This window comes from Bacillus paranthracis (assembly GCF_001883995.1).
Taxonomy (GTDB): Bacteria; Bacillota; Bacilli; order Bacillales; family Bacillaceae_G; genus Bacillus_A; species Bacillus_A paranthracis.
Window position 1 is genome coordinate 60045 of sequence record NZ_MACE01000015.1, and the last position, 14530, is coordinate 74574.

The 14530-nt window shown below is 35.1% G+C and carries 16 protein-coding genes and 1 pseudogene; 7 read left to right on the forward strand and 10 right to left on the reverse strand.

Going from position 1 to position 14530, the window contains the following annotated elements; all coding sequences use genetic code 11:
- The first annotated feature begins 36 nt into the window (after positions 1-36).
- The 3 genes from BAQ46_RS05535 (at position 37) to BAQ46_RS05545 (ending at position 2992) form a co-directional block, all read left to right on the forward strand.
- Entirely contained in the window at positions 37-1503 is a 1467-nt protein-coding gene (locus BAQ46_RS05535) for a protein adenylyltransferase SelO (protein WP_000164891.1), read from the forward strand.
- 257 nt (positions 1504-1760) lie between these two features.
- The gene (locus BAQ46_RS05540) at positions 1761-2855 is read left to right on the forward strand and encodes a response regulator aspartate phosphatase (protein ID WP_061131706.1); all 1095 of its coding nucleotides are present in this window, start codon (positions 1761-1763) and stop codon (positions 2853-2855) included.
- Positions 2855-2992 carry a Phr family secreted Rap phosphatase inhibitor gene (locus BAQ46_RS05545; protein ID WP_071741755.1) on the forward strand — a complete coding sequence of 46 codons (138 nt, stop codon included), beginning with the start codon at positions 2855-2857 and terminating at the stop codon, positions 2990-2992. The genes BAQ46_RS05540 and BAQ46_RS05545 overlap by 1 nt, the downstream gene beginning before the upstream one ends.
- Before the next feature lie 46 nt (positions 2993-3038).
- Here BAQ46_RS05545 and BAQ46_RS05550 read toward each other — a convergent pair whose 3' ends face one another.
- The 6 genes from BAQ46_RS05550 to BAQ46_RS05575 all read right to left on the reverse strand — a co-directional run bounded on the left by BAQ46_RS05550 (position 3039) and on the right by BAQ46_RS05575 (position 7652).
- On the reverse strand, positions 3039-3674 hold the full coding sequence (locus BAQ46_RS05550) for an FMN-binding negative transcriptional regulator (RefSeq protein ID WP_071741756.1): 636 nt from the start codon (positions 3672-3674) through the stop codon (positions 3039-3041).
- Positions 3675-3808: 134 nt separating this feature from the next.
- The gene (locus BAQ46_RS05555) at positions 3809-4336 is read right to left on the reverse strand and encodes a GrpB family protein (RefSeq protein ID WP_071741757.1); all 528 of its coding nucleotides are present in this window, start codon (positions 4334-4336) and stop codon (positions 3809-3811) included.
- A gap of 23 nt (positions 4337-4359) precedes the next feature.
- Positions 4360-4707 (reverse strand): DUF4260 domain-containing protein, encoded by a 348-nt coding sequence (locus BAQ46_RS05560; RefSeq protein WP_001172036.1) that lies wholly within the window; start codon positions 4705-4707, stop codon positions 4360-4362.
- Between the two features lie 12 nt (positions 4708-4719).
- Positions 4720-5688: a bile acid:sodium symporter family protein gene (locus BAQ46_RS05565; protein WP_071741758.1), complete on the reverse strand. Its 969-nt coding sequence runs from the start codon at positions 5686-5688 to the stop codon at positions 4720-4722.
- Between the two features lie 4 nt (positions 5689-5692).
- Complete coding sequence (locus BAQ46_RS05570) at positions 5693-7084, reverse strand: FAD-binding oxidoreductase (RefSeq protein WP_061131703.1); 1392 nt, start codon at positions 7082-7084, stop codon at positions 5693-5695.
- A gap of 169 nt (positions 7085-7253) precedes the next feature.
- Entirely contained in the window at positions 7254-7652 is a 399-nt protein-coding gene (locus BAQ46_RS05575) for a DUF2871 family protein (RefSeq protein WP_000737903.1), read from the reverse strand.
- Positions 7653-7909: 257 nt separating this feature from the next.
- Between BAQ46_RS05575 and BAQ46_RS05580 the strand changes: the two genes are divergently transcribed.
- Positions 7910-8413, forward strand: a complete 504-nt coding sequence (locus BAQ46_RS05580) for a GNAT family N-acetyltransferase (RefSeq protein WP_000636234.1) — start codon at positions 7910-7912, stop codon at positions 8411-8413.
- A 93-nt stretch (positions 8414-8506) separates the two neighbouring features.
- Here BAQ46_RS05580 and BAQ46_RS29395 read toward each other — a convergent pair.
- Together BAQ46_RS29395 and BAQ46_RS05595 are read right to left on the reverse strand one after the other, a co-directional pair.
- Positions 8507-8882, reverse strand: a pseudogene (locus BAQ46_RS29395) (Tn3 family transposase); the annotation flags it as partial.
- A 44-nt stretch (positions 8883-8926) separates the two neighbouring features.
- Positions 8927-9229: a hypothetical protein gene (locus tag BAQ46_RS05595; RefSeq protein WP_000717603.1), complete on the reverse strand. Its 303-nt coding sequence runs from the start codon at positions 9227-9229 to the stop codon at positions 8927-8929.
- Between the two features lie 357 nt (positions 9230-9586).
- Here BAQ46_RS05595 and BAQ46_RS30000 point away from each other — a divergent pair, with 357 nt between their 5' ends.
- The 3 genes from BAQ46_RS30000 to BAQ46_RS05610 all read left to right on the forward strand — a co-directional run bounded on the left by BAQ46_RS30000 (position 9587) and on the right by BAQ46_RS05610 (position 10503).
- The gene (locus BAQ46_RS30000; RefSeq protein WP_161490997.1) at positions 9587-9973 is read left to right on the forward strand and encodes a transposase; all 387 of its coding nucleotides are present in this window, start codon (positions 9587-9589) and stop codon (positions 9971-9973) included.
- Between the two features lie 4 nt (positions 9974-9977).
- Positions 9978-10196, forward strand: a complete 219-nt coding sequence (locus BAQ46_RS30880; protein WP_239696967.1) for a transposase — start codon at positions 9978-9980, stop codon at positions 10194-10196.
- 121 nt (positions 10197-10317) lie between these two features.
- On the forward strand, positions 10318-10503 hold the full coding sequence (locus tag BAQ46_RS05610; RefSeq protein WP_071741760.1) for a hypothetical protein: 186 nt from the start codon (positions 10318-10320) through the stop codon (positions 10501-10503).
- 39 nt (positions 10504-10542) lie between these two features.
- Here BAQ46_RS05610 and colA read toward each other — a convergent pair whose 3' ends face one another.
- Both colA and BAQ46_RS05620 read right to left on the reverse strand, forming a co-directional pair.
- Positions 10543-13458, reverse strand: a complete 2916-nt coding sequence (gene colA, locus BAQ46_RS05615; protein WP_071741761.1) for a collagenase ColA — start codon at positions 13456-13458, stop codon at positions 10543-10545.
- A 203-nt stretch (positions 13459-13661) separates the two neighbouring features.
- Positions 13662-14339, reverse strand: coding sequence for an MgtC/SapB family protein (locus tag BAQ46_RS05620; RefSeq protein ID WP_071741762.1), 678 nt, complete (start codon positions 14337-14339; stop codon positions 13662-13664).
- Between the last annotated feature and the right edge of the window lie 191 nt (positions 14340-14530).

The following is a 14530-nucleotide window of genomic DNA, read 5'->3' on the forward strand; positions in this document are numbered from 1 at the left end:
ATACATAATAAAAAAAATAAACAAGGAGGAGATAAAATGACTAAAAATAATGAAGCTGGTTGGAATTTAGACCATAGTTATACGACTTTACCACAATCATTTTATACAGAAATCCCACCTACTCCCGTAAGTTCACCGGAGTTAGTTAAGCTAAACCATTCACTTGCGATATCTCTTGGCTTTAATCCTGAAGAATTGAAGAAGGAAGCCGAAATCGCTATTTTCGCTGGTAATGCACTCCCAGAAGGAGCTCGTCCATTAGCACAAGCATATGCCGGTCATCAATTCGGACATTTTAATATGTTAGGCGACGGTCGTGCTCTTTTAATTGGTGAACAAATGACTCCTTCAGGTAAACGTTTTGACATTCAACTGAAAGGTTCTGGTCCTACTCCGTATTCACGCCGCGGTGATGGTCGTGCTGCACTCGGTCCAATGCTACGTGAATATATTATTAGCGAAGCAATGTATGCACTTGATATTCCAACTACCCGCAGTTTAGCAGTTGTCACAACAGGCGAACCAACATATCGTGAAACAAAGTTACCTGGAGCTATTTTAACTAGAGTAGCAAGCAGCCATATACGCGTCGGCACATTTCAATATGCTGCAGCTCGCGGTTCTATCGAGGATCTTCAATCACTAGCTGACTATACAATAAAAAGGCATTATCCAGAAATTGAAGATCATGAAAACCGATATACTGCATTGCTACAAGAGGTCATTAAAAGACAAGCAAGTCTTATCGCAAAATGGCAACTTGTTGGATTTATTCACGGCGTAATGAACACTGACAATATAACGATTAGCGGTGAAACGATTGATTACGGCCCTTGTGCATTTATGGACAATTACGACCAAGGAACTGTATTTAGCTCCATTGATACACAAGGTCGCTACGCATATGGAAATCAACCATATATGGCCGCATGGGATCTCGCGCGACTAGCTGAATCCTTAATACCAATCCTACACGAAGATGAAGAAGAAGCATTAAAGATTGCTCAAGACGAAATTTCAAAATTTAGCGTACAGTATGAAAACCAGTGGTTCCTTGGAATGAAAAAGAAATTAGGACTATTTAGCAACGAAGAACAAGATCAATCACTTATTGAGCAACTTTTAAAAATGATGGAGAAATTTAAAGCGGATTACACAAATACATTCCGTTCATTAACTCTTAATACGTTAGAAAATACCCCTCTATTCGATAGCCCTGAATTTAAAGAATGGTACAAACTGTGGCAATCTCGATTAGAAAAACAAGATGAATCGAAAGAAAATGCCTACGAAATGATGAAAAATAATAACCCATCAATCATCCCAAGAAACCATCGCGTAGAAGAAGCACTAGAAGCCGCTGTCACAAATGGCGACTATAGCGTAATGGAAAAACTTCTTGAAGCTCTAGCAAATCCTTATGCATATTCTACAGATCAAGAAGAATACTGCCTTCCACCTGCGCCTACGAATCGCCCTTATCGTACTTTTTGTGGGACTTGATTGTTTAATCTGTAAAAAGGTGTGTTCATACAAATTGTGTGAACGCACCCTTTTTTATATTTTCACCTCTCAACTAGAAATTTAAAATGCCCCCCTCCCCCGACACCTTTTCTTTACTCCAAAACAAATTAATACTATTCCAATCGGCTTACTGAAAAGTTTGTTAAACAAATATTGAGAAATAAAAATCGTATTTCTAAATATTGTTATTTTTGATACTATATTTTATAAGAATATTCAAAAAGCGAGGGGATTTCATGAACGTTCAACTACAAGGTAATGAACAAATTACGAAATTATTTAATGATTGGTATAGAGTAATATTGAAACATCAAACTATTCAAGCAACAAAGATTAAAAATGATATTGAGGATAAAATCTCTAGTTCTGAAAAAGATACTAATCTACTATTGTATTATTCACTTTTTAATTTTAGATATGAAGTTTTAACGGATGGTTTAAATATTACTAAAGATGCTTTTAATAAAATTGATATTTATCCAGTACCCGAAAATAATTGTCTTGCTTATTATTATCACTTCTTTAAAGCCATTCATAGCACCATTCTTGCAGACTATAATGAAGCTAAAAATCACTTCGAGAAAGCTGAAAAACTTTTAAAATATGTACCTGAAGAATTAGAACTTGCTGAATTCAATTATCGTATCGCCTCTTTTTATTACCAAATATACAACCCATTATTAGCAATCAACTATATACAAAAAGCTAAAAAAGTTTTCTCTACACACTCAGGATATGAAGTTAATTTAGCTGCATGTGACAATGTTTTCGGGCTATCTTGTCTAGATTTAAGACAATATGAACAAGCTGAAGAAAGTTTTAACTCCGCTATCGATATTCTTAAAAAGAAAGGCGAAAAATCATTACTTTTACGTACAAGAAATAATATTGGTTTACTGTACGCAAATCAAAATCTTTCTTCTTTAGCAATTCGTCATCTATCCGAAGTTACTGAAAGTATGCCGAATCATTTTAAAGCTCTTTATCTGCAAGCAGATGAATATTTGAAATTAGGTGAAAAAGAATCTGCATCTCAATTTATTGAAAGAGGTTTATCCGTCTGTAACAAACTAGAAATTAAAGAATATCAATATCGATTTAAAATCTTAGACGAGCTTTGTAAAGAATCAAATACAATTGAAATAGAAAAAGTAGTTTTAGCAGGAGTTTCTTATTTCGAAACAGAAGAGTTATGGGAATGCATCGAAGAGTATACAGAAAGAATAGCAAATAAGTTTTATGCAGAAGAAAATCACTTCAAAGCAAGTAAATATTTTTATTTAAGCAATCAAGCACGTAAAAAATCATTAGCTAAAGGGGCGTTAAAATAATGAAAAAAATTGGTTTAGCACTATCGGCAGTAGCATTGACATTAATTTTGAGTTTTGGATTTAGTCATAATTCCAAAGATGTAGCCTTAAATAAAGGCGATACATGGTCTCCAGCATACGGGCTTAAACAAGCATAACAAAAATTCGTGCTAATTATTAGCACGAATTTTTAATTTATATAAATTAAACGCACATATCCTTTATATAATCGTTAATCGTTAATCTTTCATCAACCCTGCAATCCCCCCTACTCCCCTCACTACCAACTTTCTCAAGTTCCTCCACAACTAAATTCCGTCTCTCCACAGAATGATTTTGACTTAACTTCGCTTTTCCTTCTATTTTATTTATCTTTACTTTGAACCCAACTATTCCCTTACTTAATCCTCCCATATAATTCGGGTCTACATCATTAAGTGAGTAGGTGCTCTCCGGATCTTCATACTTATGTACTAACTCTTGAAGAGAGTCTATTAATTCCTGTTCATCTTCAACAATTTCTAATTCACCATATACATGCACTGCAACGTAATTCCATGTTGGTACTGCATTGTTTGTTTCATACCATGACGGAGAGATGTAACTATGTGGTCCTTGAAATATAGCTAGTACTTGCTGATTCCCAATATCTTTCCACTGTTCATTCGGCCGTGCGAAGTGACCATGTAAAGTAAGGGTCTCCCTATTTAATAACAATGGTAAATGCGTTGCATATGGTTCCCCATTATGTTGAGAAAATAACGTTGCAAAGCTATTTTGTTCCATTATTTCGTACTTCATTTCTTCATCTTGTATTGCGAAATATTTTGGTATATACATAAGTTCCCTCTTTTCCGATCTTTTATTTCTCATTATATTTAAGTATCGTAGCATTCAACAGGGCCAGTTTGTATTTCTTTTACAATGGCAGCGTTCTATTTCAAAAGAATAGGCAGCATGTATTCCATGCCGCCTTAGTTTATCTTTTCTAATATATTTGTAATAAATGCTGTCTTACCTTCACTATAGCTCGTTCTACTTTTTGCCTCTCTTGCTAACTCTTCCTTTAAATGTCCATATTCAACAGCAACACCTTCATGTTCACGAAGATAATCCCGAAACGCTATATGTCTTCTTAGCTCTTCACTTTCTTTATCACACACATACAAATGATGTTCCATCCAATCTGTACTTTCTCCGTCCCACGGAACGAAAGCGTCCTTTCTGCCAAACGCCTCTCTCCCTTTGTAGCTCCATTCTGCCTGATGATAGTATCCTATCGCTTCAAGCTTTGTTACTACTTTAGGAAAAAAACCATAATCTTCTATTACGATATCAATATCTAATATTGGTTTTGCTGCAAGTCCTTTAATAGATGTAATCCCAACATGTTCAATGGATAAAATACTGTCTTCCATTACATCGTTAATGAGAGTTTGTAACTTATTAAATTCACTTTCCCATTTGATGTTATACTCTTCGATAGTAATTCTCTGTTTCAAAGTATCCCTCTCCTCAAAAGCAACTATAACCTCTGAATATGAGTATCCTTAAAATCCGTCTCATATTTCAATCCATATCCAAACATTCGATCCATTCCAATATGTGCGGTCCATATTAAACCAATCATAATAACTATATCTATCTTAAAATAAGCACCTATGATAACAATTAATATCGATATGATATATGTGTGAAATAAATTATAAATGTTAGCCCCAACATGATTATTTATACCATACGCTAACATTGATAAATCCGGAGCTAAAAGGAACAGAAAAAATATTATCCAACTAAATTCATATAATGAATACGCATAAATCGCAGCTATGAAAACAACTAGCCCTTCAAAATGTACAATACGTTTTTGCATTCTTTATCATTCCTATTTTTCTATATTTACCGATAAAGTTTCATCACTGAAAGTATCCTTTGCATTTTTTGACCAGATGGTTGCTAAAATCGGTCCTGCAATGTTATGCCATACTGCTGCTAACACACTTGGGAGGGCGGCAGCTGGTCCAAAATGTGCTGTTGCTAGCGCAACACCTAAACCTGAATTTTGCATTCCTACTTCTATTGAAATAGCTCTTCTTGTCCCTTCGTCTAGTCTAAGTATGAATGCTGTTATATATCCGAGTAAAAAACCGAAAGCATTATGAAGCATAACGGCAATAAAGATAAGAAGGCCTGAAGAAGTAATGCTACTTACATTCGCTGAAACAACTGCAGAAACGATAATGATAATTGCTACAACCGATATGAAAGGGATAACGGTCATTCCTTTCGTAACAGTTTTAGGGAATAACTTCTTCACTACTAATCCTAAAATAATCGGTATGATAATGACTTGTACGATAGAAAGAAACATGGACATAGCATTCACTGGCATCCATTGCCCTGCAAGTAATAATAAAATAAGAGGTGTAGCAATTGGTGCTAGTAACGTTGATAATGACGTCATTGCAATAGACAACGCTAAGTTCCCTTTTGCTAAATAAACCATAACATTTGATGCGGTGCCACCCGGTACTGAACCGAGCAACACTAATCCAGCTGCTAATTCGGCTGGCAGATTCATAACGTAGGCTAGTACGTATGCGACAAGTGGCATAATAATAAACTGAGCACATACACCGATAATAACTGGTAATGGTTTTGTAGCTATGATTTTGAAATCAACAGCCTTCAATGTTAATCCCATCCCAAACATGACAACCCCAAGTAAAATCGTTATGTAACTAGTTAACCCCAGAAATGGAGCAGGAATAAAATATGCAATAGCTGCAATACAAATAACCCAAAATGCAAAATACTTTCCAGCTATATTACTTATCGCCTCTAGTACTTTCACCCAATCAGCCCCTATCCTTTAATTGAAACACCTTATTCGGATTCAAAATATTTTGCGGGTCAAGAGCTCTCTTTATTTTTTCCATTACGAATAATGCCGCCCCATGTTCTTCTTCTTGATACTTCCTTTTTCCGACTCCGACGCCATGTTCTCCTGTACACGTTCCCCCTCGTTTAAGAGCATACAAAACGATACTTTCATTTATTTCATCTGCTTTTTCCACTTCTTCTTTATCGTTTGGATCAACCATTAAGAGCACGTGGAAATTCCCGTCTCCTACATGACCAAGAATACCACCAACAAGCCCAACCTTATCTAATGTATCTTTCGCATGTTGAATTGCCCCAGCCAATTCTGAAATTGGTACACATACGTCTGTACTCATAAGCTTTTTACCAGGATAGCTATGAACGTAAGCGTATGCTAGGTTATGCCGTGCATCCCATAATTTATTTCTCGCTGCAGTTTCCGTTTCAAAAGCAACTTCTTTACATTTATGATCAAAAACAATTTCTTTCGTAAACTCAACATCTTGCTTTAACCCTGCTTCATTACCGTGAAACTCTAAAAACAATGTAGGTTCTTCTCTGTAACTTGTTTCACTGTAATGATTGACTTGTTTCATAGATAGTTCATCAACGAGTTCAATTCTCGCAATCGGAATACCCGCTTGCAATATGTTAATAACAGCTTCTACTGCATCATTTATAGTTGGAAACGATGCTCTCGCGGCCATAACATGCTCTGGTATGCCGTATACTTTTAATGTTAACTCTGTAAAGCATCCAAGCGTACCTTCTGATCCTACGAAAACACCATTTAAATGGTAACCTGATGACGACTTCGCAGCTAAATTCCCAGTATGTATTACTTCCCCATCAGCAAGAACGACTTCTAAATCACGAACTTGATCACGCATTACTCCATACTTAACCGCTGTCGTTCCGCTTGCATTTGTAGCAGCCATTCCCCCTAACGTTGCATCTGCTCCTGGATCCACACTAAAAAACAATCCGTATTTCTTCAATTCTTTATTGAGCTGAGAACGAGTCACTCCTGGCTGTACTTTCACCAGAAAATCTTTCTCTCTTATTTCAAGAATTTTGTTCATTAATGAAAAATCAACCGTAATTCCTTTTTCATAAGGAATTACATGTCCTTCTAAACTAGAACCTACCCCAAACGGAACGACGGGTGTCCCGTGCTCACTCGCTATTTTCATTATCGTGCTAACCTCTTCGGTCGTTTTCGGAAAAACTACTACATCAGGTAAACTACTAGCATGATAAGATTCATCTTTACTATGTAACTCTCTTACTGTTGTATTGATTACTACTCGATCTTCGGGAAGTACACCCTTTAATTCATTTACTAAACGCTCTACCGTTATTTCCATCTTACACTCTCCTACTTTCTATAAATTTGAATTACAAAATATGTTAACTATTTTATACATAATAATCCGAAAAATTAAATAATTCAAGTTTTACATATACGAAATTCATTTCTTACTTTCGAATAAAAAAAGAACTTGCAACAATTACTGCAAGTTCTTTTCTATAAAACTATATTTTAAATGACTTCTTTATTAACAACATAAACCAAATTAAAGTAAATGCCATCAGCGAATGAGAAAACCCAACAATATAAGTTAACCCTTTAAAGTCCGCTCCATTTAACTGAAGAAGCCCTCTTGCTGCCAATGAACCTAACATTAATATTAATGCGATATTATGTACAACAAACCACTTATTAAAACTTTTCGCTTCATGAAACGCGAATACTTTTGCTAATCCTAAAGCAATTAAAAAGAAGAAAAAGCCGAGTACAAGTGTATGTGTATGTAAAAGGTTTAACAAAGTAGATCCTACAATCCCCTTATACTTTCCATATTCCCTAGCGAAAATCCCTGATAATAAACCGATAATCAAATACGTAAACGATGCATTATATAATTTCTTCATTATGTACCTCCTTGGGTAGAATGTGTAGTGTGTCATATTTAGTAATAATGATAGTTATATAGTAAAAACTCCTAGTCACCTAGGAGTCATTGTATAAGCATCTCACTCTTTACAATCAATTCTAATTATAAAATATCCCTTTATACAAAACAAACGAACTTTATGTGAACAATCCGGGCTCTTGTAAAATATGTTGCGATTTTGTATTACACAATCCATACTAATGATTATAAATGTTAAAGGTGGTGCAGTAGATTGTGATAGTTCTTGAAACGGAACGACTCGTTCTTCGCTGGTTTCATCTAAAAGATGCTCCATTTATTCTCGAGTTAGTAAACGATCCTGCATGGATTCAGTATATCGGTGATAAAAGGATTAAAAACTTAGAAGATGCAAAAAAATACATCTTAAACGGACCCGTTGATATGTATAATAAAATGGGCTTCGGCCTTTACTTAGTAGAACGAAAAGAAGATCTCACTCCGCTCGGTATGTGTGGCCTTATTAAAAGAGATTCATTAGAAGATGTTGATATTGGCTTTGCCTTTTTAGAGAAATTCCGTTCGAAAGGATATGGCTACGAGTCAGCTTCTGCTGTAATCGAATACGGAGTACAAAAACTAGGTCTGAAACGAATTGTAGCCATTACTACTACTGATAACATCCAGTCAGGAAAGCTTTTAGAAAAAGTAGGATTGAAGTTCGAAGAGATCATTTCGAACTCAGGGGAAGATTTAAAATTATTCGGCTATAACGCGTAAAAAGATTTTGAAAGAAAAACCCTTGATTTATCTACGCTAAGCAGAAAATCAAGGGTTTTATTTATGTTCTAAGAGGCGTAATAATCCAATAGAATGCTCTTCAATATGTAAATCTGTTTCGTGATGTAGTAAACCATCAATGACATGAACGGCATCCCTAGCATTCGGATTAATCACTTTTGTATGAAAGCTAGAGAATTGATCACTCATAAAGCGATAAAGTGAAACTTTAATTAGTGGGGGTTTTCTTCATCTCCCACTGATTATTAGCCTTCACTAATCGGACTTTAATGGTAGCACCTTTACCCGTTCCGTACTGTGGATTTGCGTCTGCATGTAAAGATGAAACCTCCATTTGCATGCCCATCCCATCTGAAGACGAAGTGGTACCATCTCCCCAATAAGAAGCTAAATCTAGTTGGTGCTGGTAATTTACTAATGTTGCTTGTGCCTTATTCATTGAATCTTCACCACTCGTTTTTTATCGGACTTCTTTTTATACTTTTATTTTCTTTATGAGTTATTAGAAAAATAATTGTCTATATAAGTCTTTATTTTTTCAAAATCCTTTTCCATAAATAAGTTTGCTGGTACTTCAATTATTGGAAGATTATTTTCATTATCAAAAGGTGGACACGGTTTGGGAACTACCAAATAGTCAACTGAGTTTTTATCCCTAATATAATTAATCGAAACATCATAATACTCAGAAAAATACCCCTTCAAATCATCGTGATTCCTTAAAAATGGTAGAGAAAATATTGAACCATAATTTATACCAGCGTCGACAATTAATACAAAGCATATTTTTTTCATGATACACCCTCCTAGTATAATAAGTTTTAAGTTAATAACTGTTCCTTGAAAATTAAATAGTTTTTATCTTCAAGAGCTACATCAAAAAAATAATGTAAGGGTAAAATGTAGTCTTGGATACCAGGGGTTTCCCAAAATAATGGAAGTGCAGAAATGGATCCATCGGGAATATGCTTACTCCTCCTGTAGTTCGAGCACATTAAAAGACTGCGACCTAGACCAAAATGCACTGCATACGCACAAGCTGTATCCGTTTCCTTTTTCTTTATATTCAATTAAATTATATCATTATTTTACATAAATTTACAGACTTTGTTTTTTATTTTATTGGTAAACTTATGCTTAGCATGAATTGGAGTGCTTTGGATTGAATTAGCGGTACCTCGTCAACGTTGTACACAGTGCAATTATACATTTACTTTTGATTACGGGTTAGAGCGGATTCACTCTTCAACAGCCTCATTTCGTCGTGAAATTGTACAGCGTTGTAAGGGGCGCGCTTTGTCAGATGTTGCCTGCGAATATAACTTGCCTTACACCACGGTAGAGCGCTGGTTTTATTGGTATGCAGCTGAACAATTCCATGATGAAATAGCTACTCGAATTTGTGTAGATGAGTTTGCGATTCGTAAAGGGCACACGTATGCAACAAGTGTGCCAAATGCAGATACAGGGCGTGTTTTAACTGTCGTTCCGAATCGTAATCAAGAGGCAATCGAAACAGGCAAAAATACGATTAGCTGATTGGATAAAACGCTATCAATTCCATGTTTGCGGTGCAGTTGCGAAAATTGTGAAAAGCTTCGTATTACGTGAGAAAGCGATGCTCGATACAATTGTGTCACCTTTATCCAATGGAATCATGGAGGGAACAAACAATAAGATTAAACTTATCAAACGGCGTGGGTTTGGCTACAGAAGTGATGACCATCTTTTCTTGCGCATTCGCTTAGAAACAGAACGTTGATTTTATCAACCCCATCTTTTGGTGATGATCCTTTCATATCGCATTTTTGGTACTTTATAGAAATAATTCTTCCGTTTATAAATTTATTATATTAATATATTAAATAAAGAGGTGAGAATAAATGGGACAACCACTATTTTTATTAGTTCTTCAATTCATTGCATTTATATTAATCATTTGTATCTTATATGGAATCTTGTATAATGTCGTATTGAATTTAAATATGCCTAAATGGACTGCACATATGGTAGCTACGTTATTTTCTCTTGGTAGTGCCTATCAAGCTTTTGTAATTTTTTTTGTATAACACGCAACAAAAAGGTCGCCACTTACGGCGACCTTTTTACTATTTCACTTCTACCGTATAATTCCCTGTTCCCCCGCCATACTGATACACATGTAAATAATACTTTCCTGGATACGTGTAGTAACTTCCTACTAACTTATTTCCTTCTTGCTGGGCATACGTAACATAATTATTTAAATCTGCTTCCGAATAAAGAACCCAGTTTACTCCAATATTATTTTCCTTCGTTACATTAATTTGCAGGTTTTTCGCCGTTTCCACATTTATTTCAAAGAAATCACTCGTATCACCATTTCCTAAACTAGCACGTAAAACTTGATTGAGTTGCAGTTTATTTGCTGTCTGGAATGAATTATTCGGTTCTTTTTCTATACTATTATCTTCTTTCTTTTGAACCGTTACATTCGTTGTAACAGTATTCGTTAATCCTTTGTCATCTGTTACTGTTAATTTTGCCGTATATGTTCCTTCTTTTGTGTATACATGAGTCGGATTTTGTTCATTACTTACAGTACCATCACCAAACTCCCATTTATAAGCAACAATTTTTCCATCTTCATCTTTCGATCCATCGCTTTTAAACGAAATTGCTGCATTTACACTTCCGCTATATGGGCCGTTTATAACCGCAACTGGCGCTTTATTCACAGCACCTTCTTCTGTATTAATACCATGGAATACAACATCATATTCAAATTGTCCTGATGCATTCACACGGTAATTTACGAAGTAAGCTGTTACTGTTTTATAGCCTGTCCATTCTTTCGCACTTAAACGTTTTAACGTATCATTTACGTTTTGTGTAATTGTCTTCCAGTCTTCATATTCTCCTTTTGCAGTCGTACCTGTATATGTTCCTTGTAGTGTAAATGTATGAAAGAACTGTGATTTGTTTTTCTTAACTGATACATTACTTAATTTTGCTTCTGCTGTAATTTCTGCTGCAATATCTGAAACTGGTTTCGGTGCGTGCGTCACTAAATAATCATCTGATACTAATGGAACATTATATTTCTCACGGTTATCTACTAACATTTGCATATAGTCTTGATACTCTTTATTTAAATTCGCATCTTTACTTAAAGCAGAGCGGTATGCATCATATGCTGTTACATCATTTTTCCTAATAAGATCATGAATTTTGTCAAACATATCATATCTCTTATTGTACATGTACGATTGTAAAGCGAAGGAATAATTATAGAAATCCCACGTTCCATACTTTGCGTTTAACGTTCTCTCTGCTGTATAACGTTCTGCTGGATTTGAAGATATGCCTCCTATAATACTCTTTCTCGGTACAACATTATCTGTTCTCGTTGCACCTGCAAAAAACTCCGCATTTCCTTCTTCAAACCAAGATAATCTCTCATTCTCATACATCTTCCCTTGTCCCCAAAGTCCTGGCACTTCATATCTACCTTGTAAATAATGCGTGAACTCATGTCGGAACAATTCTTCCAAACTATAAATGCTTTCTTCTGGCGTACGTTCATAAGTAAAGAACGTACCTGTTCCTTCTATATAAAGACCGCCGTTATTCGTTTCATACCCGTATAATTGACGGTTAAATTGATATTCAGCTGGGCTATTATAAATAACCATCGTTAATACATCATCAGGATTGCCTTTTTCTAACGGCTGGTCACTTTCAACCGTACGATGGAATTGTGCCTTCACTTCTTTTGCCGCCCAATATAGACGTTTTACTTTTTCCTCAGTCACCTTATCTCCAGCTTTTAACACAATTGCTCCATCATCGAACGTATACGTTTTCGGTAAATATTTTTTCTTACCATCTTCTCTTATTTGATCTAGATCAACCACTTTACCATTCGCATCTTTCCCGCCATAATTCGTCGCAATTTGCTCAGCAGCTACGAAATATTGCTCACTTAAATACGGATAGATTTTTATGGCATCTGTTACAACTTGTAATCCTTTCGTTTCTGTACTATGGAACGTACCAAGTCTACCTGTATAATAAATACCATTATTAATTAACCAACCATTTTTCGCTGTCACCGTTCCAATTAAGGCAAAACGACTTAATTCATTAATATAGCTATCAATTTTTTGATACCATATTGTATCTTTCGGTGCTTTTCTCGTATCGTACAAATACGATTGAATATCGTAATCAACACCTTGCATAATATCGTAAATCGCATTTCCAGCTGAAAGATTATCTACCAATGTAGAAAAATTATCATTATATTGTTTAAAAATCTTTGCAGCTGATGTGATCGTTTCCACATCACTTGAAGCATTTCCAATTAATTTTCCATATGATGAGACAATTCTATTTTGTTCTAACGTACCGAGTTTAAAATTCGGGTTATTCGCAATCGTTTTTAGTGCAGGTAAGCATTTATCATGATAGCTTCGCTCATTTAGTTTACTTAATTCTGTATGATAAAATCCTAAATAAAAACCAGATCGTAACACCTCTACTAAAGTCTCAATCCCTTTTGAATCATCTTTCGTATAAGCTTGTCCTTGCTGGTTCAATTTATCAATAATTGCCTGCATTCTACTATCATTTTGATAGAATGCAAGACTATCCTTATTAAACTGAAATAGCCCAGTAATTTGCTCCCAATCAATTGTTACAAGTAAGTCCACTAACTGCTGATTGCTCAATTGATTTAATTCAGCAATTGTATACGTTTTCGCTACAGCTAATTGCTTACTTTCCTTTTTCACTTCAGGCGGTCTTTGTGACAAATCAGCAAATTGTAGCCTTTTCTCAAAAGACTTATTTTCCAAAACTTTTGATGAATGAGCTAATTCTTGCACTGGTAATTGTACACCAACCGGCTCCATTTTGAGCACATTCCGATATGAAACTTGCTCTCCCTTTGTACCTTCTGCCAATGCGCCCCCTTGAAAACTCCCTAACATGAAACTAGCAAAACTTACCCCTACTAACACTTTTTTTGAATAGCCTTTCATGCTCTCCCCTACCTTACATTTTTTAGTGTACCGCACCATTATTTTACTATTTTTACTTTTTATACTGTATTGAGAAAAAATAAGGTAACGTTCACACATGTATCCATACCATGCAAAATTAACACTTGACTTTATGTGCGTTTTATATCAAAAAAAGATAGATAATAGCGAAATTCCCGCTACATCTATCCTCGTTTTCAACACTATGATTTTAACTTTATGAATGTAACTTCTGGTAATGTTTGCATATGCTGAATAAACTCATTCTTTTCTTCTGACGATATATTTTTCAGTTGCATCCCTACCTTATAAACAGTTTCTATCCCTTGCTGTGAAGCTTCCACTTCATATGAAAGTATTGGAATGCCTTTCATATGAAGTGTTTCTAATATTTGTTGTACTGCTTCACGTTTATTTATACACATTTGCACCATTATATTTTGCGGAAATAAAAATTGCACCTTAAAAATACGACTTACAATCTCTAAACCAATTAAAACGAGAATCGTCGCTCCAATTCCTACTACATACATACCAGCACCAATTGCTAATCCAATTCCTGCTGTGGCCCATAAACCAGCTGCTGTCGTTAATCCTTTCACCGCCTGCTTTTGAATAATAATTGTCCCTGCACCTAAAAAGCCTACACCACTAACAACTTGTGCTGCAATACGGCTTGGATCAAGTGCCATATGTTCTTCATTCATAATATCTGAAAAAGCATATTTCGAAACGACCATTATTAATGCACTTCCTACCGCTACTAGGAAATGTGTTTTTAAGCCCGCTTCTTTTGATCGAATTTCCCTTTCAATACCGATTATTGCTCCTAACAAACCAGCAACACCGATTCGTATAATGAAATCAATATTTACACTCACGAGCTCTTCCCCCTTTCATTCATTATAGATAGATAAAATAAAAATTATCACACACATCCATTTATCGATATGAAGGAATTTTACTAAAATACACTTAATACCTAGGCCGTTTTATGTTAATATTTTAAATATTAACATAAAATAAATAACTTCTAATTTTAAACATCCAATCATTTTCTTGAAAAAACAAA

Coding starts and splice junctions, on each gene's coding strand:
- BAQ46_RS05535 (WP_000164891.1), top strand. CDS start 37: ATGACTAAAAATAATGAAGCTGGTTGGAATTTAGACCATAGTTATACG.
- BAQ46_RS05540 (WP_061131706.1), top strand. CDS start 1,761: ATGAACGTTCAACTACAAGGTAATGAACAAATTACGAAATTATTTAAT.
- BAQ46_RS05545 (WP_071741755.1), top strand. CDS start 2,855: ATGAAAAAAATTGGTTTAGCACTATCGGCAGTAGCATTGACATTAATT.
- BAQ46_RS05550 (WP_071741756.1), bottom strand. CDS start 3,674: ATGTATATACCAAAATATTTCGCAATACAAGATGAAGAAATGAAGTAC.
- BAQ46_RS05560 (WP_001172036.1), bottom strand. CDS start 4,707: ATGCAAAAACGTATTGTACATTTTGAAGGGCTAGTTGTTTTCATAGCT.
- BAQ46_RS05570 (WP_061131703.1), bottom strand. CDS start 7,084: ATGGAAATAACGGTAGAGCGTTTAGTAAATGAATTAAAGGGTGTACTT.
- BAQ46_RS05575 (WP_000737903.1), bottom strand. CDS start 7,652: ATGAAGAAATTATATAATGCATCGTTTACGTATTTGATTATCGGTTTA.
- BAQ46_RS05595 (WP_000717603.1), bottom strand. CDS start 9,229: ATGAAAAAAATATGCTTTGTATTAATTGTCGACGCTGGTATAAATTAT.
- BAQ46_RS05610 (WP_071741760.1), top strand. CDS start 10,318: ATGGGACAACCACTATTTTTATTAGTTCTTCAATTCATTGCATTTATA.
- colA (WP_071741761.1), bottom strand. CDS start 13,458: ATGAAAGGCTATTCAAAAAAAGTGTTAGTAGGGGTAAGTTTTGCTAGT.